The 22,764-nt window shown below is 74.0% G+C and carries 18 protein-coding genes and 1 pseudogene; 10 read left to right on the top strand and 9 right to left on the bottom strand.

The features are described 5' to 3' along the window. Nucleotides 1-107: 107 nt before the first annotated feature. Nucleotides 108-2,501: a HelD family protein gene (locus J4709_RS32605; RefSeq protein WP_208246477.1), complete on the top strand. Its 2,394-nt coding sequence runs from the start codon at nucleotides 108-110 to the stop codon at nucleotides 2,499-2,501. Here J4709_RS32605 and J4709_RS32600 read toward each other — a convergent pair. Further along, nucleotides 2,476-3,171: a FadR/GntR family transcriptional regulator gene (locus J4709_RS32600; RefSeq protein ID WP_208246476.1), complete on the bottom strand. Its 696-nt coding sequence runs from the start codon at nucleotides 3,169-3,171 to the stop codon at nucleotides 2,476-2,478. The two genes, J4709_RS32605 and J4709_RS32600, sit on opposite strands and share 26 nt — an antisense overlap. 306 nt (nucleotides 3,172-3,477) lie before the next feature. Between J4709_RS32600 and leuA the strand changes: the two genes are divergently transcribed. Beyond that, nucleotides 3,478-5,163 carry a 2-isopropylmalate synthase gene (gene leuA / locus J4709_RS32595; protein ID WP_208246661.1) on the top strand — a complete coding sequence of 562 codons (1,686 nt, stop codon included), beginning with the start codon at nucleotides 3,478-3,480 and terminating at the stop codon, nucleotides 5,161-5,163. Nucleotides 5,164-5,336: 173 nt separating this feature from the next. Continuing rightward, the gene (locus tag J4709_RS32590) at nucleotides 5,337-7,322 is read left to right on the top strand and encodes a Xaa-Pro dipeptidyl-peptidase (RefSeq protein ID WP_208246474.1); all 1,986 of its coding nucleotides are present in this window, start codon (nucleotides 5,337-5,339) and stop codon (nucleotides 7,320-7,322) included. Nucleotides 7,323-7,394: 72 nt separating this feature from the next. On the opposite strand, the gene J4709_RS32585 is transcribed toward J4709_RS32590, so the two are convergent. The 3 genes from J4709_RS32585 to J4709_RS32575 form a co-directional block, all read right to left on the bottom strand. Next, nucleotides 7,395-9,326, bottom strand: a complete 1,932-nt coding sequence (locus J4709_RS32585) for a sensor histidine kinase (protein WP_208246472.1) — start codon at nucleotides 9,324-9,326, stop codon at nucleotides 7,395-7,397. Between the two features lie 38 nt (nucleotides 9,327-9,364). Further along, complete coding sequence (locus J4709_RS32580) at nucleotides 9,365-10,144, bottom strand: MBL fold metallo-hydrolase (protein ID WP_208246470.1); 780 nt, start codon at nucleotides 10,142-10,144, stop codon at nucleotides 9,365-9,367. A 70-nt stretch (nucleotides 10,145-10,214) separates the two neighbouring features. Next, nucleotides 10,215-11,300 (bottom strand): DNA polymerase domain-containing protein, encoded by a 1,086-nt coding sequence (locus tag J4709_RS32575; RefSeq protein ID WP_208246468.1) that lies wholly within the window; start codon nucleotides 11,298-11,300, stop codon nucleotides 10,215-10,217. A gap of 64 nt (nucleotides 11,301-11,364) precedes the next feature. Here J4709_RS32575 and msrB point away from each other — a divergent pair, with 64 nt between their 5' ends. Further along, nucleotides 11,365-11,766: a peptide-methionine (R)-S-oxide reductase MsrB gene (msrB, locus tag J4709_RS32570; RefSeq protein ID WP_208246466.1), complete on the top strand. Its 402-nt coding sequence runs from the start codon at nucleotides 11,365-11,367 to the stop codon at nucleotides 11,764-11,766. A gap of 34 nt (nucleotides 11,767-11,800) precedes the next feature. Further along, nucleotides 11,801-12,361 (top strand): annotated as a pseudogene (locus tag J4709_RS32565) (TIGR04222 domain-containing membrane protein); the annotation flags it as partial. A gap of 27 nt (nucleotides 12,362-12,388) precedes the next feature. Here the strand turns inward: J4709_RS32565 and J4709_RS32560 are convergent. The 3 genes from J4709_RS32560 to hemG form a co-directional block, all read right to left on the bottom strand. Continuing rightward, the gene (locus J4709_RS32560) at nucleotides 12,389-12,964 is read right to left on the bottom strand and encodes a hypothetical protein (RefSeq protein WP_208246462.1); all 576 of its coding nucleotides are present in this window, start codon (nucleotides 12,962-12,964) and stop codon (nucleotides 12,389-12,391) included. Nucleotides 12,965-13,053: 89 nt separating this feature from the next. Next, complete coding sequence (gene hemQ, locus J4709_RS32555; protein ID WP_208246460.1) at nucleotides 13,054-13,758, bottom strand: hydrogen peroxide-dependent heme synthase; 705 nt, start codon at nucleotides 13,756-13,758, stop codon at nucleotides 13,054-13,056. After that, nucleotides 13,709-15,199 carry a protoporphyrinogen oxidase gene (hemG, locus tag J4709_RS32550; protein ID WP_208246458.1) on the bottom strand — a complete coding sequence of 497 codons (1,491 nt, stop codon included), beginning with the start codon at nucleotides 15,197-15,199 and terminating at the stop codon, nucleotides 13,709-13,711. The genes hemQ and hemG overlap by 50 nt, the downstream gene beginning before the upstream one ends. Before the next feature lie 116 nt (nucleotides 15,200-15,315). On the opposite strand from hemG, the gene J4709_RS32545 reads away from it, so the two are divergent. Further along, complete coding sequence (locus tag J4709_RS32545; RefSeq protein ID WP_208246456.1) at nucleotides 15,316-16,422, top strand: hypothetical protein; 1,107 nt, start codon at nucleotides 15,316-15,318, stop codon at nucleotides 16,420-16,422. Between the two features lie 130 nt (nucleotides 16,423-16,552). After that, the gene (locus tag J4709_RS32540) at nucleotides 16,553-17,548 is read left to right on the top strand and encodes a DUF4349 domain-containing protein (RefSeq protein WP_208246454.1); all 996 of its coding nucleotides are present in this window, start codon (nucleotides 16,553-16,555) and stop codon (nucleotides 17,546-17,548) included. Nucleotides 17,549-17,565: 17 nt separating this feature from the next. Here J4709_RS32540 and hemE read toward each other — a convergent pair whose 3' ends face one another. Next, a complete protein-coding gene (gene hemE, locus J4709_RS32535; RefSeq protein ID WP_269757483.1) occupies nucleotides 17,566-18,576 on the bottom strand; it encodes a uroporphyrinogen decarboxylase in 1,011 nt (336 codons plus the stop codon). Nucleotides 18,577-19,203: 627 nt separating this feature from the next. Here hemE and J4709_RS32530 point away from each other — a divergent pair. The 3 genes from J4709_RS32530 to efeU all read left to right on the top strand — a co-directional run bounded on the left by J4709_RS32530 (nucleotide 19,204) and on the right by efeU (nucleotide 22,331). Then, nucleotides 19,204-19,770: a DUF3000 domain-containing protein gene (locus tag J4709_RS32530; protein ID WP_208246450.1), complete on the top strand. Its 567-nt coding sequence runs from the start codon at nucleotides 19,204-19,206 to the stop codon at nucleotides 19,768-19,770. Nucleotides 19,771-20,053: 283 nt separating this feature from the next. Beyond that, complete coding sequence (locus tag J4709_RS32525; RefSeq protein WP_372442174.1) at nucleotides 20,054-21,298, top strand: ribonuclease D; 1,245 nt, start codon at nucleotides 20,054-20,056, stop codon at nucleotides 21,296-21,298. A gap of 163 nt (nucleotides 21,299-21,461) precedes the next feature. Further along, the gene (gene efeU, locus J4709_RS32520; protein WP_208246448.1) at nucleotides 21,462-22,331 is read left to right on the top strand and encodes an iron uptake transporter permease EfeU; all 870 of its coding nucleotides are present in this window, start codon (nucleotides 21,462-21,464) and stop codon (nucleotides 22,329-22,331) included. Between the two features lie 43 nt (nucleotides 22,332-22,374). Here the strand turns inward: efeU and J4709_RS32515 are convergent, their stop codons facing one another. Next, nucleotides 22,375-22,737 (bottom strand): hypothetical protein, encoded by a 363-nt coding sequence (locus J4709_RS32515; RefSeq protein WP_208246446.1) that lies wholly within the window; start codon nucleotides 22,735-22,737, stop codon nucleotides 22,375-22,377. Between the last annotated feature and the right edge of the window lie 27 nt (nucleotides 22,738-22,764).

Genomic DNA, 22,764 nt, shown 5'->3' with positions numbered 1-22,764 from the left:
TGATCTTTTCACGCGTCCGGTGCACGGTACGCGGAACCGATGGTAGGGTGGCGACTTACGAATTGCGCACAACAAACCCATCCTATGTATAGGAGTGTAGCCGAAGCATGGGGCGTCGTCAAGCAGCATCTGTCAAGCCCGCCGCGGCCGAGGAGGCGCGCCGCACCGCCTTGCGCGCCGAGCAGGCGTACGTGACCCGCGTCTACGAGCGGCTCGACGAGGAGCGCGGCAGCGCCGAGGCGGCGCTGCGCGAGGGGCCGGCCGCGGGCGGCGGGAACGTCTTCCAGGCCAGGGTGGAGAGCGCCGTCGCGACCGAGGAGGCGGCGCGCCGGCTCGCCAGGCTCGCCGGCGTCGAGCACGGCCTGTGCTTCGGCCGCATCGACCACCGCGCCGATGCCGACGGTCCCGGCGACACGTTCTACATCGGCCGGATCGGGCTGCGCGACGCCGACCGCGAGCCGATGCTGATCGACTGGCGGGCGGCGGCGGCCCGCCCGTTCTACACCGCGACCCCGGGGGCGCCCGGCACCCTCGCCCGCCGCCGCCACCTGCACCTGCGGCACCGGGAGGTCGCCCGGCTGGACGACGAGGTGTTCGACCTGGAGGGGCTGGACGAGGCCGAGCGGCGCGGCATCGTCGGCGAGGCGGCGCTGCTCGCCACGCTCCGCCGCGGCCGGACGGGCCGGATGAGCGACGTCGTCGCGACCATCCAGGAGGAGCAGGACCAGGTCATCCGCTCGGCGCTGCAGGGCGTGCTCGTCGTGCAGGGCGGGCCGGGCACCGGCAAGACGGTCGCCGCGCTGCACCGCGCCGCGTACCTGCTCTACACGCACCGGGACGTCCTCGAACGGCGCGGGGTGCTCGTCGTCGGCCCGAACGCGACGTTCCTGCGCTACATCGAGCAGGTGCTGCCGGGCCTCGGCGAGACCGACGTCGCCCTGGCCACCGTCGGCGAGCTCTACCCGGGCCTCAAGGCGACCGCGCGGGACGCCCCCGAGGTCGCGGTCCTGAAGGGCGACCTCCGCATGGCCGACGTCGTCATGGCGGCGGTCCGCGAGCGGCAGCGCACGCCCTCGGACGGCCTGCGCGTCGACGCCGACGGCCTCACCCTCGTCGTGGACGCCGGGACGTGCGAGGAGATCCGGGACCGGGCCCGCGGTATGCGCCTCCCCCACAACGTGCAGCGGCGCCGCTTCGTCCACGACATGCTCGAAGCCCTCGCGACCAACCGGGCCGAGCAGTACGAGCGCATCATGGACGAGCCGCTGGAGCAGCTCGCCGGCTCCGGCGAGATGCCGAAGTGGCTCCAGGAGCTCATCGACGAGGCCGAGGACGAACCCCTCCTGGACGAGACCGACCTCCGCCTGGCCAAGGAGGCCCTCTGGCAGGACCCGGCCGTCCGCAAGGCCCTCGACGAGCTGTGGCCCGAGCTGACGCCGGAGCAGCTCCTGGCCGACCTCTACGCCTCACCCGACGTCCTGGCGCGCCTCGGCGAGCAGGTCGCCCTTCCCGGCTGCGATCTCCTGCACCGGCCGCCCGGTTCCGCGTGGACGGTCTCGGACGTCCCCCTCCTGGACGAGGCCGCCGAGCACCTCGGCGAGGACGACTCCGCCGAGCGGGCCCGTCGGCGCGCCGCCGACGCGGCCCGGGCGGAGGAGGCGCGGTACGCCGCCGAGGTCATGGAGTCGACCGGCGGCACCAACATGATCCCGATCGCCGACCTGATCTCCGCGAGCGAGCTGGCCGAGCGGCACGGCGACGGCGGCCCGCCGCTCACCACCGCGCAGCGCGCCATGGCCGACCGCCAGTGGGCGTACGGCCATGTCATCGTGGACGAGGCGCAGGAGCTGTCGGAGATGGCGTGGCGTGCGGTGATGCGGCGCGTCCCGACCCGGTCCCTGACGGTCGTCGGCGACATCGCGCAGACCGGCAGCGCGGCGGGCGCCGCGTCCTGGGGCCAGATGCTCGACCGGTACGTCCCGGGCCGGTGGCGCGAGCAGCGCCTGATGGTCAACTACCGCACGCCCGCCGCCATCATGCGGGTCGCCTCCGACGTGCTGGCCGCCGTCGCCCCGGACCAGACGCCGCCCGAGCCCGTCCGCGACGACGGCCCGCCGCCCCGCGCGGTGGCGCTGCCCGTCGCGGGCCTCCCGGCGCTCGTCCGCGACGAGCTGGCCGGGATCGGCGGCGGCGCCGAGGGCCGGCTCGCGGTCATCACCTCGGCGGCCCGGCACGCGGCCGTCCTGGGGGTCCTGCCGGACGCCGCCGTCGGCGCGACCCCCGAGGCCCTCGACTCCCCCGCCGTCGTGCTGACCGCCGAGGAGGCCAAGGGCCTGGAGTTCGACTCGGTCGTCGTCGTCGACCCGGCGGGCGTCCTCGCCGAGTCGCCGAAGGGCGGCCAGGACCTGTACGTCGCGCTGACCCGCCCGACCCGCCGCCTGACGATCGTCCACGACGGCGACCTGCCGCCGCTGCTCAGCGGGAGCCTCGCAGGCGGGTGAGGGTCTGGGCCAGTTCGGTGGTGATGATGCGGCCCGCGGCGGCGGGGTCGCGGTCGCGGATCGCCTCGACGAGGGCGGCGTGCGCGGCGCGGCCGTGGGTCTCGTCGGACGCGCGGACGTCGACCAGGGTGACCAGGTCGAGGAGGCCGGCGCGCAGCACCGGGACGAACTCGGCGTGCAGGTCGACCAGGACGGGGTTGTGCGCGGCGGCGATCACCGCGGCGTGCAGGGCGATGTCGGCGTCGAGGAAGGACTCCAGGGACGGGCCGGCGAACGCCTCGTCGCGGGCGGCGAGGGCGGCGTCGAGCGCGGCGAGGTCGGCGTCGGTGCGGCGCTCGGCGGCCAGCTCGGTGGCGCGGACCTCGATCATCATCCGGATCTCGTAGACGTCGGTGACGGAGGCGCGGCGGAGCCGGGTGGTGAAGTCCTCGCCGGGTTCGGTCGCGGTGACGAAGACGCCGGCGCCCTGGCGGGCCCGGACGAGTCCGGCGCCGGCGAGGGCGCGCAGCGCCTCGCGGACGGTGGAGCGGCCGACGCCGAGCTCCCTGGCGAGCGTGGTCTCGCCGGGGAGCCGGGTGCCGACCGGCCAGGAGCCGTCGGCGATCTGGTCGCGGAGCCGCTGGGCGGCCTGCTCGACGAGCGGGCTGCGGCGGAGCGGGCCGAGCGGCATGCGGTGGTCTCCCCTTCTGGTCGGCGGTCCCTACGCTAGCGCCTCCGCAGGAACTCAGCTTGTCTGAGGAGCTGAGGTGTGGCTACAGTGAGCGGCATGGCGTGGCAGGCCCTCCTTCTCGGCCGCCGCGGCGGGGCCTGATCCGACCGGCACCCCGCCGCGGGGTCCGATGCTGCCGGTCGTTCCGGCGATCAGCGAGGACGAGCCTTGAACGAGCCCACCGCCACCACCTTCCCCACCCTGCGCACCCCGTCCGGCCCCGCCGGGCCGGGCGCGCCCTTCTGGAACCCGCAGCGCGGCAGCGCCATGCCGTCGCACCGCTACCGGGCCGCGTACGACCGGGTGCCGTCGCCCGTGCCCGAGATCGAGCGGACCTGGCCGTCGCGGCGGATCGAGCGGGCGCCGCTGTGGGTGCCGGTCGACCTGCGCGACGGCAACCAGGCGCTGGCCGAGCCGATGGACCCGGCGCGCAAGCGAAGGATGTTCGACCTCTTCGTGACCATGGGGTTCAAGGAGGTCGAGGTCGGCTACCCGTCGGCGAGCCAGACCGACTTCGACTTCGTCCGGCATCTGGCCACGTCCGGCGCCGTCCCCGACGACGTGACGCCGGTCGTGTTCACGCCCGCGCGCCGCGAACTGATCGAGCGGACGTTCGCGTCCATCGAGGGCATGCCGCGCGCCGTCGTCCACCTGTACACCGCGACGGGGCCGGCGTGGCGCGACGTCGTGCTGCGGGAGGACCGCGACGGCGTGCGCAGGCTGATCCTGGACGGGGCGGCCGACGTCGCGCGCCTCGCCGGGGACCGGCCGGGCGTGCGGTTCGAGTTCTCGCCCGAGACGTTCAACTTCACCGAGCCGGAGTACGCGCTGGAGGTGTGCGACGCGGTCACGGAGCTGTGGGACGCCTCCCCCGACCGTCCGGTGATCCTGAACCTGCCGGCGACCGTGGAGATCGCGACGCCGAACGTGTACGCCGACCAGATCGAGTTCATGCACCGCAACCTGGCCCGCCGGGACGCGGTGATCCTGTCGGTGCATCCGCACAACGACCGCGGGACGGGCGTGGCGTGCGCGGAGCTGGCGGTGCTGGCGGGCGCGCAGCGGGTCGAGGGCTGCCTGTTCGGCAACGGCGAGCGGACCGGGAACGTCGACCTGGTCACGCTCGCGCTGAACCTGCACGCGCAGGGCGTCGACCCGTGCGTCGACTTCGCCGACATCGACGAGATCCGCCGCACGGTCGAGCACTGCAACCGGCTGCCCGTCCACGAGCGCCACCCGTACGGCGGCGACCTGGTGTACACCGCGTTCTCCGGCACCCACCAGGACGCGATCTCCAAGGGCATGGCGCATCACGCGGCGCGGGCCGCGGAGCTGGGCGTCCCGGCGGAGGATGCGCCGTGGGAGGTCCCGTACCTGCCGATCGACCCGGCCGACGTCGGACGCGGCTACGAGGCGGTCATCCGGGTGAACAGCCAGTCCGGCAAGGGCGGCATCGCCTACCTGCTGCGCACCGGGTACGGGCTGGAGCTGCCGCGGCGCCTGCAGATCGAGTTCTCCCGGGTCGTCCAGCAGGCCACGGACGGCAGCGGCGAGGAGATCACCGCCGCCGAGCTGTGGGAGCTGTTCCGCGCCGAGTACGTCGGCCGGACGGGACCGGTCGAGCTCACCGGCTGGCGGACGTCGCACACCGGCCCCGGCCGGCACGACTTCACCGGCGTGCTGCGCGTGGACGGCGGCGAGCGCGAGTACACCGGCTCGGGCAACGGTCCGCTGGCGGCGCTCGCGGACGCGCTGGCGGCCGCCGGAGTGAAGGTGGACGTGCTGCAGTACGTCGAGCACTCGACCGAATCAGGCCACGACTCCCCCGCGGTCGCCTATGCCGAGTGCCGCGTCGACGGGGTGACGTGCTGGGGCGCGGGGCGCGACACGTCGGTGCTCACCGCGTCCGTGCAGGCGGTGCTGGCCGCGGTGAACCGGGCGAAGGCCGGGTGACGCGCGGGCCGGGGCGTCCGGGACCCGCCGGACGCCCCGGCCACCGCGCCGCAAGGGCAGTTTGTGACCAAATGAGGCGGGAGTTCGCCGAAGCGGCGCCCTTTACGCGGTGCCGATCCGCGAGGAACGTGTGCCCCCGTAGAGATCATGTGCTCATCTCCCGGAGGTGCGGGTTGGCCAGGCGATCCCTGAGACGGACCCGGCGGGCGGCGACGCTCGCCGTGCTCACCGGTGCGGCGGTCGCCGCCGCCGGCGGCGCCGCGGGCGGCGGCGCGACGGCCTTGGCCCGGACCGTCCCCAAGATCGTGGTGAAGGACGGCGTCACGCAGCCCGTCTTCTCCTACAAGGACGCGATCCGCGAGCACGTGTACGTCCAGTCGAGCGTGGACAGCGACCGGGACGGCAAGCCGGACCGCATCAATGTCGACATCATCCGGCCCAAGGAGACCCAGCAGGGCCTCAAGGTGCCGGTCATCATGGACGAGAGCCCGTACTACGACAACCTCGGGCGCGGCAACGAGAGCGAGAAGAAGACCTACGACGCCAACGGGAACCCGGTGAAGTTCCCGCTGTTCTACGACAACTACTTCGTGCCGCGCGGCTACGCGTTCCTCGCCGTCGACATGGACGGGACGACCCGCTCCGACGGCTGCCCCGTCAGCGGCGGCCCGTCCGACGTCCTCGGCGGCAAGGCCGTCGTCGACTGGCTCAACGGACGCGCGAAGGCGTTCAAGGCGGACGGCACGCCGGTCAAGGCGACCTGGACGACCGGCCACACCGGCATGATCGGCAAGTCCTACGACGGGACGCTCGCCAACGGCGTCGCGGCGACCGGCGTGCGGGGCCTCGACACGATCGTCCCGATCTCCGCGATCAGCAGCTGGTACGACTACAGCCGCATGAACGGCGTGAAGTACTGGACGGACGAGCAGCCGGGCCTCGCCGACGTCGTCGATACCGACCCGCCCGCCAAGTGCGCCGCCGTCAACGCCGGCCTCGACAAGGGCGAGGACGACGCGACCGGCGACTACAACGCGTACTGGAAGACGACGAACTACCTGCGCGGATCGGTCACGCACGTCGGTGCCGTGCACGCGAGCATCTTCGCCGTCCAGGGCGTCAACGACCTGAACGTCAAGGACAAGCAGTTCGCGCAGTGGTGGGAGGCGCTCGCGCAGCGCGGCATCACCCGCAAGGTGTGGCTGCACCAGCGCGGGCACGTCGACCCGTTCGACATCCGCCGCGACGACTGGGTGAACACGCTGCACCAGTGGTTCGACCACGAGCTGATGAAGGTCCCCAACGACGTGCTGAAGCAGCCGCGCGCCGACATCGAGGTCGGCCCGGACCAGTGGATCAAGCAGGCGGACTGGCCGGCGAAGGACGCGCGGACGACCGTCCTGCGGCCCCGCGCGGACGGCTCGCTCGGTGAGCAGCGCGCCCCGAAGGGCACGTCCGCGTCGTTCACCGACGCCGCCGGACCGCAGAACGCGGGCTACACCGAGGGCGACATGGTGTCCGACCCGACCACCGCGAAGCCGTTCCGCCTCGCGTTCACGTCGGGCCCGCTGCAGCGGGCGGGGCGGCTGTCCGGCACCCCGGACGTGCGGCTGTCGGTCAAGCTGGACAAGCCGACGTCGAACGTGACCGCGCTGCTCGTCGACTACGGCACCGACACCCGCGTCGACTACCTCGGCGACGGCTCGGGCATCACGACGCTGAACACCGAGGACTGCCACGGCGAGAGCATCCCGGCCGACGACGCCTGCTACAAGCAGACGAAGGTCTCCACGGTCACCTCGGACGTGAACGTGGTCGGGCGCGGCTGGCTCGACGTGCAGAACGCCTCGTCGCTGAGCGACCCGAAGCCGGTGAAGCCCGGTAAGTACTACGGCATCCGCTGGCAGACGCTCAGCCAGGAGTACATGCTCAAGAAGGGCCACCGGCTCGCGCTGGTCCTCGCCGGGACCGACGCCGACAACAACACCGAGACGCCCACCGGCGCCACGGTCACCGTGGACCTGTCGGCCAGCTCGATCCGCTTCCCGGTCGTCGCCGGGCGGGACGGGATGAGCGCACTCGACGTCCCCGCGCCGAAGGCCGCCTGGCACGGGCCGTCGAACGTGGTCCTGCCGCGGCAGGAGCGCAAGCTGTACTGACCCGCGCCTGAAGGCCGCTGAGGCCGCCGCACCCCGGACGCGAGGGTGCGGCGGCTTCACCGTGTGGCGGCTTCAGCGTGCGGCGGCCTCGGCCGCCAGCTCCGCGCGCACCGGTGCCTGCACGCTGAGGACGAAGCCGCCGTCGGTCCGTTCCGCCGTCAGCACGCCGCCGCGGGCCGCGACCCGCTCCCCCAGGCTGGGCAGCCCGATGCCGCCGGGCCTGCCCTCCTTCGCGGGGACGGCGGGGGCGGCGGGCGGGCCGTCCACGCCGTCGTTGGTCAGCCGCAGTCGCGCGACGCCGTCGATGACGGCCGCCTCGATCGAGCAGCGGGCGGCCCGGCTGTGCCGCAGGATGTTGGTGACGCCCTCGCGCAGCACGGTCGCGAGGACGGTGTCCAGGTCCGCCGGCAGGTCCGGGACGTCCACCGCGTGCGCGACCTCGATGCCGACCGCGGCGAGCGTCGTCCGCGCCGCGCCGGCCTCCGCGGCGACCGACATGTCCCGGAAGCCGCTGGTGACGCCGGTCAGGTCGTCCAGCGCCTGGCGGGACATCCCGATCGCCTCGGCGAGCTGGGCGCGCGCCTCCTCCGGCCGGTCCGCGAGCAGCCGCGCGGCCACCTCGTTCTTCACCACGACCGTGGACAGGCTGTATCCGAGCAGGTCGTGCAAGTCCCGGGAGAAGCGCAGCCGCTCCTGCGCGACCGCCGCGGCGGCCATCTCGTCGCGCGCGTCCTGCAGCGCCGTGGTGAACTCCGCCATCCGCGCCAGGCCGTAGACCAGGGCCGCGCGTTCGGCCGTCCACACCACGAAGTAGACGGTGCCCCAATGCGCGGTGCCCCAGATGGCGAACGGGACGTCCTGGCAGACCAGCACTGCGGCGACCGGCCACCGCAGCCGCCGCCCCAGCAGCACCGCGGCCGCGCCCGGCAGGAACGGCAGCACGGCCCAGGTCGTCGGCCCGTAGAACGGCATCGGCGCGAACGTCAGGACGACCAGCCCGCCGAGGACCCCGTACCGCTGCACCATGCTCAGCGGACGCCGATACGCCCACAGGCACCCGTACACGTACAGCGCGGTGTAGACGGCGAGCAGCAGCACGAACGGCACGGCCGCCCACCCGCCGTGGCCGCCGCGCGCCAGGAACCGCAGCGGGAACGGGACGATCATCAGCCCGAGCGTCGCGGCGCCGAGCAGCGTGACCGTCCGGGAGGTGAGGTCCCCGGCGACGGTCCGGGCGCGCGCGGGGTCGGCCGGCTCGTCCAGCCGGGCGAGGTACTCGTGGGCGACGCGGCGGGTCGTGGCGAGGGCCGTCCGCGCGCCGCGCACCCCGTCGTCCAGCAGGCCGCGCGCCTCTTCCGGGCGCCGCCCGATCAGCGTCAGCGCGTGCTCGCCGCGCTCGATGGTCCCGGCCAGCGCGACGCCGATGTTCTCCTGCAGCCGCCGGGTGAACGCGAGCCGCTCCCGGGTGACCCGCGCCGCGGGCAGCACCTGGAGGGTCTCCTCCAGCGCGGCCACCAGGTCGGCCAGGCGCGCCATGCCGTAGACGGCGACGCCGACGAACGCGGCCTGCCCGATGAGGAAGTACAGGGCCTCGGCGAGCGTCGGCCGCTCGGCCAGTGTCAGCGGCAGGTCGGCGGCGAGCACCGCGCCGAACCCGGCCCAGGCGAGCCACGCGGGCCGGACGAGCAGCAGCACCGCGCCGCAGAGGAACCCGACGTTGCCGTACCAGGTCGACGAGTACCAGATCATCGGGACGAACGTCAGGACGGCCTGCGCGGCGAGGGTCCACGGCCACCCGGCGGGACGGCCGCCGTCCAGCCGCCGCACGCAGTTGCGCAGGTGCAGCGCGAGCAGCGCGGCGAGCAGCAGCAGCGGCGCGACGCGCCGGGACGGCGCCAGGTCCGACGTCACGATCCCGACGAACCCGCCGAAGAAGAACCCGATCGTCACGATCGCGATGACGGCCTGCGCCACCCGCGGGACGACGGCCGCCACACGCTGCATGGCGGAAATCTACCGTTACGTCGGACTTTGTCCAGGGATTACAGCGTGACGCGGTCCCCCGGCCCGAGGAGATGGAACCCGCCGGAGAACCCGGCGAACGGCTCCGCCAGGGTGTCGCGGCCCTGCGAGAAGTGCGCCCAGCCCTCGAAGTGCAGCGGGACGACCTGCCGGGCGCCGAGGATCGCCGCCGCCTCGGCCGCCTCGGCGCTGCCGAGCGTCAGGTCGGCGTCCAGCAGCGGCGTGCGCGCGGCACCGGCGAACAGCAGCGCCACGTCGAAGGGCGCGAACCGGGCGGCGATCTCCCGCACCACGTCCAGGGACGCGTTGTCGCCGCTCACGTAGGTGGTGGGCAGCCCGTCGCCGGTCAGCACGAACCCGGTGACCGGGCCGGTCAGGTGCTCGGTGCCGTCCGGGCCGTGCCGCGCGGGGACCCCGGTGATCCGCAGCGCGCCGCCGCCGGGCCGGGGCAGTTCGGTGTGCTCCCAGTTCGGCAGCGCCCGGACGCCGCCGCCGAGCCGCTCGGCGGCGGCCTGCGTGGACAGGGTCAGCGGCGCCCGCTCCACGTAGGCGCGGCCCCCGTCGTCGAGGTTGTCGGGGTGCTGGTCGTGCGACAGCAGCACCGCGTCGATGGGGCCGATCTCGCCCGGGCCGGCGACCGCGGCCATGGTCTTGGTCAGCGCCCGGTCGCCGACCGGATGCTCGCCGGGGCCGTCGAAGGTCGGGTCGACCAGCAGCCGCACGCCGCCGATCTCCAGGACCGCCGTCGGTCCGCCCAGATACCGAACGGTCAGGGATTCCGGCACAGGGGACTCGGGCATGGGGGCCGCCTTCCGATCGTCGCGCACGTGTCGATCACGAACGTCACCGGCGGCGCCCGCAATTCCCGGATCAGGAGGGTTTGCCGGTGTCCTTGCTGGGCTGCACCCGCTTGGGCTCGCCCGGCATCTTAGGGTAGTTGGGCGGATACGGCATGTCACCGAGACCGTGGTCGCGCTCGTCGCGGTCGGCCAGCTCCAGCAGCCCGTCGAGGGAGAACGCCTCGTCGTCGATCGGCGCGTGCAGGTCGCCGATCTTGGCGAACCGCTCCGGCATGGTGGCGATCGTGAAGTCGCGCGGGTCGGCGTCGGCCAGCTCGTCCCAGGTCACCGGCGCCGACACCGGCGCGTGCGGCGCGGGCCGGACGCTGTAGGCCGACGCGATCGTCCGGTCGCGCGCGTTCTGGTTGAAGTCGATGAAGACCTGCTCGCCCCGCTCCTCCTTCCACCACTTCGTGGTGACCTCGGCGGGGACGCGGCGCTCCACCTCCCGGCCGAACGCCAGCGCGGCCCGGCGGACCTCGGTGAACGTCCAGCGCGGCTCGATCCGCACGTAGATGTGCACGCCGCCCTTGCCGGACGTCTTCACGAACCCCGTCATCCCCAGCTCGGACAGCAGGTCGCGGGCCGGGCCGAGCGCCACCCGGACGGCGTCGGAGAAGTCGGTGCCGGGCTGCGGGTCGAGGTCGATGCGCAGCTCGTCGGGATGGTCGACGTCGCCGTCGCGGACGGGCCACGGATGGAACGTCAGCGTGCCGAGGTTCGCCGCCCAGGCGATCACCGCGACCTCGGTCGGGCGGACCTCGTCGGCGAACCGGCCGCTCGGGAAGGCGATCCGGGACGTCTGCACCCACTCGGGCGCGCCCTTCGGGACGCGCTTCTGGTAGAACGCGTCGGACTTGCCCGCACCGAAGCCGGCCTGGCCGCGCGCGTAGTCCTCCCGGGTGGCCATCTTCGCCCCCTCGAAGACGCCGGCGGGCCAGCGCTCCAGCGTCGTCGGCCGGTTCCGGGTGGCCCGCAGGATGCCCTCCCCCACGGCGATGTAGTACTCCACGAGCTGCCGCTTGGTGTAGCCGTGCTCAGGGAAGTAGACCTTGTCGGGATTGGTCACCTTGACGAGCCGATCCCCTACCGGGATCTCGATGAAGGGCGAGGCCATGACTGCACGTTAACCCAGGGATACGACAGTCTCCCGGAAGGGCCTCGCCGGGTACCTTCGAAGCATGGAGAAGATCCGCAAGAGCGAGGACGAGTGGCGGGCCCGGCTCAGCCCCGAGGAGTTCCGGGTGCTCCGCGAGGCGGGCACCGAGAAGCCCTTCACCGGCGAGTACACCGACACCAAGACCGTCGGCGTCTACCGGTGCCGCGCCTGCGGGACGGAGCTGTTCCGGTCGGAGACCAAGTTCGAGAGCCACTGCGGCTGGCCGTCGTTCTACGCGCCGTCCGACTCCGACGCGGTCACCCTGATCGAGGACCGCACGCTCGGCATGGTCCGCACCGAGGTGCGCTGCGCGGCCTGCGACTCCCACCTCGGCCACGTGTTCCACGGGGAGGGCTACGCCACCCCCACCGACGACCGGTACTGCATCAACTCGGTGTCCCTCACCCTCGAACCCGCCGGATGACCGCAACCGCGGGCACGCTCCGCGCGTCCTACGGACGACGACGCGCCCGCGGGAGGCCATCATGGGCGAGCACGGTCCCTACGAGATCGCATTCCTGACCGGCGGCGCCGTCCGGGTCGCCCAGACGGCCCTGGTCGCCCTTCACGAAGGGCGGCAGGTCCGCGTCTCCCGGGGGACGCACCGGGTCCAGGCCGTGAACCGGGAGGCGGACGACCCGGTCCAGGCCGCGCTCCTGGCACGCGTCCCCGGCACGGGCGTCCTGCTGGGAGACCTCCTCCGCGAGACCGCCGAGTCGGAGGAGGTCCGCGCGATCGCGGCCGCGCTCAAGGAGGCGGGGCTGGTCCGGGGCGGCCTGCGCGGCGCGCTCCGTCCCACCCGCACCGGCCGGGCGGCGCGGGACCGGGCCGTCGAGGACGTCCCGGCGGACGCCCCGGGACGCTGCGCCGCGCTGGGCCCGGACGGAGTCGAGGACGCCAGGTTCCGCGAGATCCTGCTGACCAGGGACCCGAAGCCGCTGAAACTGGATCAGGGCCGGAGGCACGGCCACCACGATCTGGAGTCCAGCAACCTCTCGGACACCCAGTACGGGCCCTGACCGGGCCGGCACGGCCCCGCCCCGGCCCTAGGGCGTGTCGGGGACCTTGCAGTCGTCGGTGTCGCTCTGCTTGTTGGCGAGGACGACGCTGCCGTTGTCGCTGCTCTTGCCGTGCACGAAGACGCGCGGCTCGTCCTCGCCGCCGTCCTTGAGGTAGCCGACCGTCCACTCGCAGAGCGAGATCGCGGGCTTGGAGTTCTCGTCGTCCTCGCCGAGGTCGGTGTAGACGCGGACGAACGTCCCGCTGCGCCGGACGTCGGTGACGTGCTTGACGATCTCCCCGCCCGGGTCCTTAGAGCGCAGGTACGGCAGGGCGTCGGACAGTTCGTCGGGGTCGCCGGCGGCGAGGGTCGCAGCGGCCGAGGACGGCGCGGACCGGGCGGTGTGCGCGGCGGCCGCCGCCCGCGGCGCGCTGCCGGTGCCGCCGGTCAGCGCCAGCGCGGCGAGCGCGGCCACGGCCGTCGCCGCCGCGGTGCCGGCGCCCGCCGCGGCGAGCCTGCGCCGCCCGGACGCCGCCGCGAGCATCCGGTTCCAGCGCGCGGACAGCTCGGACGGCGGCTTGGCGTGCCGCCCGCGGGAGGCACCGGCGGGAGTCTCGTTCACGGGCGGCACTTTACTGCCGTTGCGTCCGGATTCTGGGCGGATCCTTGGGATCTATACGTTCCCGTTGGGCAAGATCCCCAATGCTCCGGTTACGGGAGGTTGGCTATGAGTTCGGCGATCGGCTTGCGGCGGCCGGTGTAGAACGGGATCTCCTCCCGGGTGTGCAGCCGGGCGCGCGCGCCGCGCAGGTGCCGCATCAGGTCGACGATGCGGTGCAGCTCGTCGGCCTCGAACGCGAGCATCCACTCGTAGTCGCCGAGCGCGAACGACGACACGGTGTTGGCGCGCACGTCGGGGTAGTCGCGGGCCATCTTGCCGTGCTCGGCGAGCATGGCGCGGCGCTCCTCGTCCGGCAGCAGGTACCACTCGTAGGACCGGACGAACGGGTACACGCACACGTAGTTGCGGGGCTCCTCGTCGGCGAGGAACGCCGGGATGTGGCTCTTGTTGAACTCCGCGGGCCGGTGCAGCGCCATCTGCGACCACACCGGCTCGCTGGCGCGGCCCACGGCGGTGCGGCGGAACCGGGTGTAGACCTCCTGGAGGTCGTCGGAGGTGGGCGCGTGCCACCAGAACATGTAGTCGGCGTCCGCGCGCAGGCCCGCCACGTCGTAGGAGCCGCGGGTGGTGACGTCCTTCTCGCCCATCTGGGCGAGCAGGTCCTGCACCTCGGCGGCGTCCTGCTCGCCGAGCGCGCCGGTGTCGCGCACCCGGAACACCGACCACATGGTGTAGCGGATGACGTTATTGAGTTCGCGTGCCTTCGGCTTGGCCGCCGGCTCCGTCCCTGACATCGTTCGTTCCTCCTCGACTGCGCAGATGGTCCAGCACCCGGTCGGCCGCCGCGGTCGCCGAGGCGATGCAGGCGGGGATCCCCAGGCCGTCGTAGGCGGCGCCCGCGACGGCCAGTCCCGGCTCGCGGGCGACCGCGGCGCGGACCCCGGCCACGCGGTCGGCGTGGCCCACGTTGTACTGCGGCAGGCCGCCGCCCCAGCGGGTCACCCGGCCGTCGACGGGCAGCTCGGTGACGCCGGACGTGGCGGCCAGTTCCGCCATCGCGGCGGCCTTCAGCTCCTCGTCGGCCCGCTGGAGCAGGTGCTCCTCGCCGAACCGCCCGATGGAGCACCGGACGGCGATCACGCCGGGGTCGCGGTCGCGCAGATGCGGCCATTTTACCGAGCTGAAGGTGACGGCCTTGACGCCCCGGCCGCCCGCCTCGGTGTCGCTCTCGACGCCGGGGACGAGGTATCCGCTGCCGTCCGGGGGCTTGGGGAACGCGGTGGCCTGGTAGGCGAGGGTGACGATCGCCATGCTCGCGTACTCGATGCCGGCGAGCGCGCGTCCGGCGTCCGGGACCTCGTCGTTCAGCAGCCGGGACGCGGGCGCGGCGGGCACCGCGATCACGACGGCGTCGGCGTCCAGGTGCTCGGGGTCGCGGGCGGAGCCGACGGTGAGCCGCCAGCCGCCCTCGCGGCGCCGCAGCTCGCGGACGGTGGCGTTCACCCGGACCGTCCCGCCGGCGGCCTCGACGTCGGCGGCGACCAGCGGCGGCAGCGAGCCGAGCCCGCCGGGCAGGGTGGCGAACACCGGGCCGGGGTCCTTCGGCGCCGCCTCCCGGATGCCCTGGACGGCGTTGATCAGCGAGCGGTGGGCGCGCGCCGCGGCGGCGACGGCGGGCAGCGTGGAGTCGAACGACAGCCGCTCGGCGCGCCCGGCGTAGACGCCGCCGAGCAGCGGCTCGACGAGCCGGTCGACGACCTCGCGGCCCATCCGCGCGCCGATATAGTCGGCGACGGACACGTCGTCGCCGCGCTGGGTCTCGGGCATCACCAGGTCGAGGGGCACGCGGGCGAGCCCGGCCGGGGACAGCACCTGCGCGGCGGCGAGCGCCTTCAGGTCGGACGGCACGCCCATCACCTGGCCGGCCGGGATGGGGCGCAGCGCGCCGCGGCTGAGGATCGCCGACGAGGTCGTGCCGGGGTTCACCAGGTCGTCGCCGCGGCCGAGGGCGCGGACCAGGCCGAGGCCCTCGGGGCGGCGGGCCAGCATCGACTCGGCGCCCTCGTCCACCGGGATCCCGGCGATCTCGCTGACCCGGAGCTTGCCGCCGATCCGCGGGGAGCCCTCCAGCACGGTCACGCGGACGCCGGCGCGGGCGAGCGCGCGCGCGGCGGTGAGGCCCGCGATGCCGCCTCCGACGACGACGGCGTGGGACGCGGATGGGGACGGGGTCATGCGTCCAGCCTTCCAGACGCCCCGCGGAACCCCGCACCGGGGCGGCCGGAGCGCGGCGCGTTTTCTATCCCGGAGTGACAAGATCTCGAAGACCTTGCCAGTAAATACTGGCGCGCATGAAGCTCTGGAGAGTTCCGCTCGCCGCCGCCACGGCGGCCGTCCTGGCCGCCGGCCTGGCCGCCCCCGCCTCCGCCGCGACCCGCGGCGACTTCAAGCGCGTGTCGCTGCCGTTCTTCTGGCCCAGCAACACCCTGCGCGACGTCGACGCCGCCTCGCCCGACAGCGTCTGGATCACCGGATCCCAAGGCGAGATCACCGTCCCCGGCCCGATCCCCGGAACGGGCAGCACGATCCCCGGCAACCCGGTCGTGCGCCGGTGGCAGAACGGCGACTGGGTGGAGTACGACCTCCTGGGCCTGCCGGGCCACGGCGGGATCAACGACGTCGACGCGGTCGGCCCCGAGGACGTGTGGATCAACGGCTCGGACTACGACTCGAAGAAGCCCTACGTGGCGCACTTCGGCGGTTCGGCGTTCAACCAGGTGACGCTGCCCCCGGGCACCACCGCCACGACGCTGCAGGCGGACGCGTCCGGTGTCTGGCTCAGCACGCTCACCGACCTGTACCGCTGGACCGGCGACATTTGGACGGACAGGTGGACGCACGTCGCCGCCTTCCCTGAGATCGACCTCGACACGTCCTACGTCCGGGCGGACGACGACATGTGGCGCCTCAGCAGGAGCACCGGGACCGACCGGTCCCTCGTCGCCCAGCATTGGGACGGGCAGTCCTGGAAGAACGCACCCGTCCACGCGGACGGTCTAGGCACCGGCTTCGGCTTCGCCGACATGGTCGCCCTGTCCCCCACGGACGCGTGGGCCGTCGGCACGGACTACGGGACGTCGCCGGCCGCGGCCGTCCTGATGCACTGGGACGGGACGGCCTGGACGAAGGCCGCGGTCCCCGCCGGGCTCAACGCGCTGACCAGGATCATCAAGGGCGTCGACGGGGACCTGTGGGCCCTCGGGCACGCGCTCGACGAGCCCGCCAAGCCCGGGCTGCTCCACTACAGCGGCGGGACGTGGTCGCGGGTGCCGACCAGCGCCGTCCCGAACCGGAGCAACATCTACGCGACGGCACTGGCGGTCGTTCCCGGCACCGGCGCACTCTGGACGCTCGGCACCGTCAACATCGGCGGCCCGGTCGTCCTCACCGACGGCTGACCGGCGGCCGCGAACACCCCGATCACGGCCCGCCCGCGGGGGCCGGGCCGTGATCGGCGCGCGTCCGGGCCGTGGCCGGATCGCGACGCGCCCGCTGGAACGGTGATCTGTGCCACTCCGTCCAAGCTGCATGCTGAACGCCAGAAGCGTCAGGAAGGTCCCGTACGCACTGATCGTTCTTTTCCTGGCCGGGTTGCTGGGCGGGACGCTCGCGGCGTGCGGCGGTGGCGGAGGATCGTCCGATTCGGCGCAGAGAGGCGCGCCGCACGGCGCCGCCGCCCCGGCGGCCACGTCGGGCGGGGCCGAGGCCCAGAAGAAGCGGGCGTCCGGCGCCGGCGGGAGCGGGCGGACGGCCGCGCAGCCGCAGCTGCCGGCCGGCCGCGCCGTCGTCTACACCGCGACGATGCGGATCCGGGCCAAGGACGTGGACGCGTCCGCGACCCGCGCGAAGCAGCTGGTGAGCGCGGCGGGCGGCTACGTCGAGCACGAGTCCGGGTCGAGCGACCCGCCCGGTTCGACGGTCACGCTGAAGATCCCGTCGGACCGGTACGCGGGCGTGCTGGACCAGCTGACCCGGCAGCTCGGCACGAAGCTGTCGCTGTCCCAGCAGGCCGACGACGTGACCGGCGAGGTCGCCGACGTCGACAGCCGCGTCCGGTCCGCGAAGGCGGCGCTGGCCTCGTTCCGCAAGCTGCTGGACAAGGCGACGACGGTCGGCGAGATCATCGACGTCGAGCAGGAGATCGCCTCGCGCGAGGCGGACCTGGAGTCGCTGCAGGCCCGGCAGAAGGCGCTGAGCCAGAGCACGCAGTACGCGACGGTGACGGTCTCGCTGGAGGCGCAGGCCGCGCCCGCGCGGCGGCATCACGACCGCGGCGGGTTCGTCGGCGCGCTCGCCGACGGATGGCACGCGTTCACCGCGTTCCTCGGCGGCGCCGCAGTCGTGCTCGGCTGGCTGCTGCCGTTCCTGGTGACGGCCGCCGTCATCACCGCGCCGGTGGTGGCGTACCGGAACCGCCGCCGCGCCCGCAGGCCCGCCGAGCCGGAGTCCGGGGACGAGCCGCCCGTCGCGGTCGGCGCGAGCGGCCCGGCCGGTGCGGGCGACGAGGCGCCGCCCGCCGGATAGGCGGAACCGCCCGGGGGTCAGTCCCCGGAGCCCGTCTCGTGGACCAGGTCGACGAGGCGGGTCAGCACGTCCGGGTCCGTGGACGGCAGCACCCCGTGGCCCAGGTTGAAGATGTGGCCCTCGGCGGTCCGGCCCCGGGCCAGCACGTCCAGCGCCCGGCGCTCGACCGTCTCCCACGGCGCGAACAGCACCGCCGGGTCGAGGTTGCCCTGCAGCGCCTTGCCCGGCTCGACGCGGCGGACCGCCTCGTCCAGCGGGACGCGCCAGTCGACGCCGACCACGTCCGCGCCGGCCTCGCCCATCAGGCCGAGCAGCTCGCCGGTGCCGACGCCGAAGTGGATGCGCGGCACGCCGAGCGCCTCGATCTCGGCGAAGATCCGGCGGGTGTGCGGCAGCACCGAGGCGCGGTAGTCCTCCGGCGCGACCGCGCCGACCCAGGAGTCGAACACCTGGATCGCGCTCGCGCCCGCCTCGATCTGCACCTTCAGGAACGCGATCGTGATGTCGGCGAGGCGGCCCATGAGCCGGTCCCACAGCTCGGGCTCGCCGTACATCATCGCCTTGGTGCGCTCGTGGTTCTTCGACGGCCCGCCCTCGATGAGGTAGGCCGCGAGCGTGAAGGGCGCGCCCGCGAAACCGATCAGCGGCGTGCCGCCGAGCTCGCCCAGCAGCCCGCGGACGGCCTCGGTGACGTACGGCACGTCGTCGGGGACGAGGGGCCGCAGCACTTCCAGGCCGGCCGCGTCCCGGATCGGGTCGGCGATCACCGGGCCGACGCCGGGCTTGAGGTCGAGGTCCACGCCGATGGCCTTCAGCGGCACCACGATGTCGCTGAAGAAGATCGCCGCGTCCACGCCGTACCGCCGCACCGGCTGCATCGTGATCTCCACGATCATGTCCGGGCGGGCGCACGCCTCCAGCATCGGCACGCCCTCGCGGAGGCGCAGATACTCTGGCAGCGCGCGGCCCGCCTGGCGCATGAACCACACCGGGGTGTGCGGCACGGGCCGGCGGCGGCACGCGAGCAGGAACGGGCTCTCCGCGAGCGGACCGGACTCTTCCGGCGGGTTCGCGGCGGTGTCGTCGGGGCGGGCGGCGTCTGCGGTCACGTTGTGATGGTCCCACGGAAAGACCCACCGGACGCACCGGGGTGACACCCAAGGGACGGCGGTGACCCATGAAGTTCCGGACACGCCGAGCGAAGTCCCGCATTCTGTCATCGGCGCGTGCGAACGTGATGCGTGTCATAGCCGAGGGAGGTTCCCCCTTGCACTGCTCCACCTGCGGTGATGAACGTGTGTTCGAGCAGCCGCCGTGCCCCGACGGGCACGGCGCGGAGTGCCCCGAGCGGGTCTGCGTCGAGTGCGGAGCGGCCGTCCTGGTCGACCCGCCGCTGAGGTCCCCCGGCCCCGCGCACGCACCCCCGGGCCGGCCGGCCGCGGCGTCCCCGGCGTCCCCTCGCGGGACGGGTCCAAGACGCGCCGGCTCCTCGCCGGCCGCATCCGCGCGGGCCGTGGCCTGAACGCCGCGGCCCCCGAGACGAAACCCACAGTGCTGTGCCTGCATCCCCTCCGTTCCCTCCCGTCGCACGCGGCGGCACCCCGTCCCGGCACCACCGACACGACGCCCGCCCCCGCACCCAGGCCGGTCCGCCCATGAACCCTCCCGCCTTCCAGCGGGCCCTCGACACGCTGCGCGAGATCCTCGACGGCCCGGGCCCGCGGCCCGAGCTCGACCTGGAGGACATGCCCGCCCCGCAGAGCCTGGCCCCGTACGCCGCGGCCCTGTCCGGGTCCGTCTACCGCGACGACGACACCGAGGTCGCGATGGGCCGGCTGATCGTGCTCTACGACCCCGACGGCGCCAAGGGCTGGACGAACGGGTTCCGGATCGTCGCCTACATCCGCGCCGACCTCGAACCCGACATCGCCGCCGACGAGCTGATCGGCTCGGTCGCCTGGGACTGGCTGCTCGAGGCGCTGGAGCCGGCCGGCTACGCGGCCGTGTCCGGGACGATCACCCGCGCGGTGTCGGAGAGCTTCGGCGACAAACGCGACGAACCGTCCACCACCGAGCTGGAGCTGCGCGCCTCCTGGTCCCCGACCGGCGACGATCTGGCCGGGCACGTGGCGGCCTGGTGCGAGGTGATGTGCACCACTGCGGGCCTGCCGCCGGCGGGCGTCGCCGCACTGCCGGACCGGCCGACCGGCGCCGGCGCCTGAGCCCGCCGGAGCCGGCCGGGCACGTGGGGGGTCGTCCCTCCTCGGGAGGTATCGAGAGCGACGTACGGTAGGGGACGTGAGCACAGCGTCCGGAACCGAGGCGGCGGGGGAGAACACGGGAAAAGTGGGAGTGTCCGAAACGCGTGCCACCGGTCCCGACCGGGACTCCGGTGGCGAGGAGGCCGCCGCACGGCCGGCGGGCGCGAAGAAGGCGGGCGGGCCGGGCAAGGCGCTGCCCGCGGAGTCCGGTCCGGCGGGTCCGGCGGGCGGCGGGTCCGGCGCCGTGGTGCCGGGTCCGGCACCCGGTGAGGAGCGGCCCCCGGCCGTGCCCCTGCTGGAACCGCGCGAGGGCGTCCCCCCGGTCGTCGTCGACGCCGCCGAGTTGGAACGCGTCATCGCCGCGTTCGCCGCGGGCACCGGCCCGGTCGCCGTCGACGCCGAGCGGGCGTCCGGCTACCGGTACGGGCAGCGCGCCTACCTGATCCAGCTGCGCCGCGCCGGCGCGGGCACCGCGCTGATCGACCCGATCGGCTGCCCCGACCTGTCCGCGCTGGACGCCGCGCTCGCCGACGCCGAGATGGTGCTGCACGCCGCCAACCAGGACCTGCCGTGCCTGTCGGAGGTCGGCCTCGTGCCGAGGCGGCTGTTCGACACCGAGCTGGCGGGGCGGCTGCTCGGCTACCCGCGCGTCGGCCTCGGCTCGATGGTCGAGAACGTGCTCGGCTTCCTGCTGGAGAAGGGCCACTCCGCCGCCGACTGGTCCACCCGGCCCCTCCCCGAGGACTGGCTGCGCTACGCGGCGCTGGACGTCGAGCTGCTCGTCGAGCTGCGCGACGCGCTGGAGGCCGAGCTGCGCGACGCCGGGAAGCTGGAGTGGGCGCTGGAGGAGTTCGAGGCGATCCTGACCACGCCGCCGAAGGCGCCGCGGCCCGACCCGTGGCGCCGCACGTCCGGGATCCACCGGGTGCGCAACCGGCGCGCGCTCGCGACCGTCCGGGAGGTGTGGGAGGCCCGCGACAAGATCGCCCGCGAGCGGGACCTGTCCCCCGGCCGGGTGCTGCAGGACGCGGCGATCGTCGAGCTGGCGCTGAACCCGCCGAAGACGCCCGCCGAGCTGCAGGCGCTGCCGACCATGCGGGGGCGGGGCGCCCGCCGCCACCAGTCGGCGTGGCTGCGCGCGGTGTCGCGGTCCCGCACGGTGCCCGACCGGCAGCTGCCCGAGGCGAACCTGCCCGGGGACGGGCCGCCGCCCGCGCACCGCTGGGCCGACCGCGACCCCGAGGCCGCCAAGCGGCTGACCGCCGCCCGCGCCGTCGTCGCCGCGCTCGCCGACGAGCACTCGATGCCGTCGGAGAACCTCATCCAGCCCGACTTCGTCCGCCGGCTGGCGTGGACGCCGCCGGACGAGCCGTCGGCGTCGGCGGTCGGCGCGGCGCTGCGCGGGCTCGGCGCGCGCCGCTGGCAGGTCGAGCTGACGGCGCAGCCGATCGCGCGCGCGTTCCTGAAGCTCGACTTCCCCGGGCAGTGACCCGCGCGGCCCCGCGCTCGGCGCGGGGGCCGCGCGCGGGCGTGTGAGCCGCGTCTCGCCGGGTGAGGTGACGCGATCGGGGCTTGCGGGGGGCGGCGCGGAGGCACAGACTGGCTTAGGTTAGCTTTGCCTAAACCAAACGTGCGTCTGGAGGAGGGCAGCGATGCTCCTGGGCAACTTCCTCATCGGAATGCGCGAGGGTCTGGAGGCCGCCCTGGTCGTCAGCATCCTCATCGCCTATCTGGTGAAGACCGGCAACCGCCGGGCCCTCGTCCCCGTCTGGGCGGGCATCGCGATCGCCATCGCGCTCGCGGCCGGCTTCGGGATCGCGCTCACCGCCGCCTCCTCGGAGATGCAGTTCAAGACCCAGGAGCTGTTCGGCGGCGTGCTGTCGATCGTCGCGGTCGGCCTGGTCACCTGGATGGTCTTCTGGATGCGCAAGACCGCCCGGTTCATGAAGTCGGAGCTGGAGGGCAAGCTGGAGGGCGCGCTGAACGTCGGGCCGCTCGCCCTGGCCGCCGTCGCGCTGCTGTCGGTCGGCCGCGAGGGCATCGAGACCGTGCTGTTCCTGTGGACGAACATCCAGAGCTCGTCCGGCGGCTCCACCCAGCCGATCATCGGCGCGGCCCTCGGCCTGGTCGTCGCGATCGTGCTCGGCTACCTGCTCTACCGCGGCGGCCTCAAGATCAACCTGGCCCGGTTCTTCACCTGGACGGGCGGCGCGCTGATCGTCGTCGCGGCGGGCGTGTTCGGCTACGGCTTCCACGACCTGCAGGAGGCCGACGTGCTGCCCGGCCTGAACTCGATCGCGCTCGAGCCGCACGTGTTCTTCGACAAGCTCGGCACCCCCGGCGACTGGCTGCAGACCGTCCTGCAGGGCGTGCTGAACGTGACCCCGCAGATCACCTGGCTGCAGCTGGCCATGTGGGCGCTCTACCTGGTGCCGGTGATGGCGCTGTTCCTGCGCAAGACCGGGCCGTCCCGCCCGGCGACCGCCGCCAAGAAGACCGTCGAGCCCGCGCCGAGCTCCTGACCGCCCACGGGCCGGGCGGACCGGGCGGCGGCCGGGCGGCGGGTCACAGGTCGGGCAGCGGGTCGCGCGGCAGGCTGTCGCGGGCGAAGACCTCGCTGTCGGCGGCGTTGACGACCGGGACGTACTCGTCGTCCACCTCGAACGCGGCGCCGGCGAACTCGAACGACGCGCCGGCGCCGGTCTCCACCGGCCCGATCCGGGTGGCGCGCGGGTAGGCGCCCCAGATGCTCCTCAGCGTGCTGCGGCCGAGCGAGCCGGTGGAGATCACGGCGATCTGGTCGTCGGTGACGACGAAGATGAAGCCCGCCCCGCCGCCGTAGGCCATGGCGGGGAAGATGTAGCGGATCTCTCCGTCGGCTCCGAGGAACTCGCGGCAACGCTCGCGCAGTGGACGTGGCACGGGCATGGCTGTGCGGGCACCTCCCGGGAGGAC

The sequence above is a fragment of the Actinomadura violacea genome (assembly GCF_017573465.1).
In the GTDB taxonomy this organism is placed as follows: domain Bacteria; phylum Actinomycetota; class Actinomycetes; order Streptosporangiales; family Streptosporangiaceae; genus Spirillospora; species Spirillospora violacea.
Note: the sequence above shows the minus strand (reverse complement) of the source record. Positions and strands in the feature narration are given on the sequence as shown.

Coding starts and splice junctions, on each gene's coding strand:
- J4709_RS32605 (WP_208246477.1), top strand. CDS start 108: ATGGGGCGTCGTCAAGCAGCATCTGTCAAGCCCGCCGCGGCCGAGGAG.
- J4709_RS32515 (WP_208246446.1), bottom strand. CDS start 22,737: ATGCCCGTGCCACGTCCACTGCGCGAGCGTTGCCGCGAGTTCCTCGGA.
- J4709_RS32575 (WP_208246468.1), bottom strand. CDS start 11,300: ATGGCCTCGCCCTTCATCGAGATCCCGGTAGGGGATCGGCTCGTCAAG.
- J4709_RS32530 (WP_208246450.1), top strand. CDS start 19,204: ATGAACCCTCCCGCCTTCCAGCGGGCCCTCGACACGCTGCGCGAGATC.
- J4709_RS32600 (WP_208246476.1), bottom strand. CDS start 3,171: ATGCCGCTCGGCCCGCTCCGCCGCAGCCCGCTCGTCGAGCAGGCCGCC.
- efeU (WP_208246448.1), top strand. CDS start 21,462: ATGCTCCTGGGCAACTTCCTCATCGGAATGCGCGAGGGTCTGGAGGCC.
- hemQ (WP_208246460.1), bottom strand. CDS start 13,758: ATGTCAGGGACGGAGCCGGCGGCCAAGCCGAAGGCACGCGAACTCAAT.
- J4709_RS32540 (WP_208246454.1), top strand. CDS start 16,553: ATGCTGAACGCCAGAAGCGTCAGGAAGGTCCCGTACGCACTGATCGTT.
- J4709_RS32545 (WP_208246456.1), top strand. CDS start 15,316: ATGAAGCTCTGGAGAGTTCCGCTCGCCGCCGCCACGGCGGCCGTCCTG.
- hemG (WP_208246458.1), bottom strand. CDS start 15,199: ATGACCCCGTCCCCATCCGCGTCCCACGCCGTCGTCGTCGGAGGCGGC.
- leuA (WP_208246661.1), top strand. CDS start 3,478: ATGCCGTCGCACCGCTACCGGGCCGCGTACGACCGGGTGCCGTCGCCC.
- msrB (WP_208246466.1), top strand. CDS start 11,365: ATGGAGAAGATCCGCAAGAGCGAGGACGAGTGGCGGGCCCGGCTCAGC.
- J4709_RS32580 (WP_208246470.1), bottom strand. CDS start 10,144: ATGCCCGAGTCCCCTGTGCCGGAATCCCTGACCGTTCGGTATCTGGGC.
- J4709_RS32585 (WP_208246472.1), bottom strand. CDS start 9,326: ATGCAGCGTGTGGCGGCCGTCGTCCCGCGGGTGGCGCAGGCCGTCATC.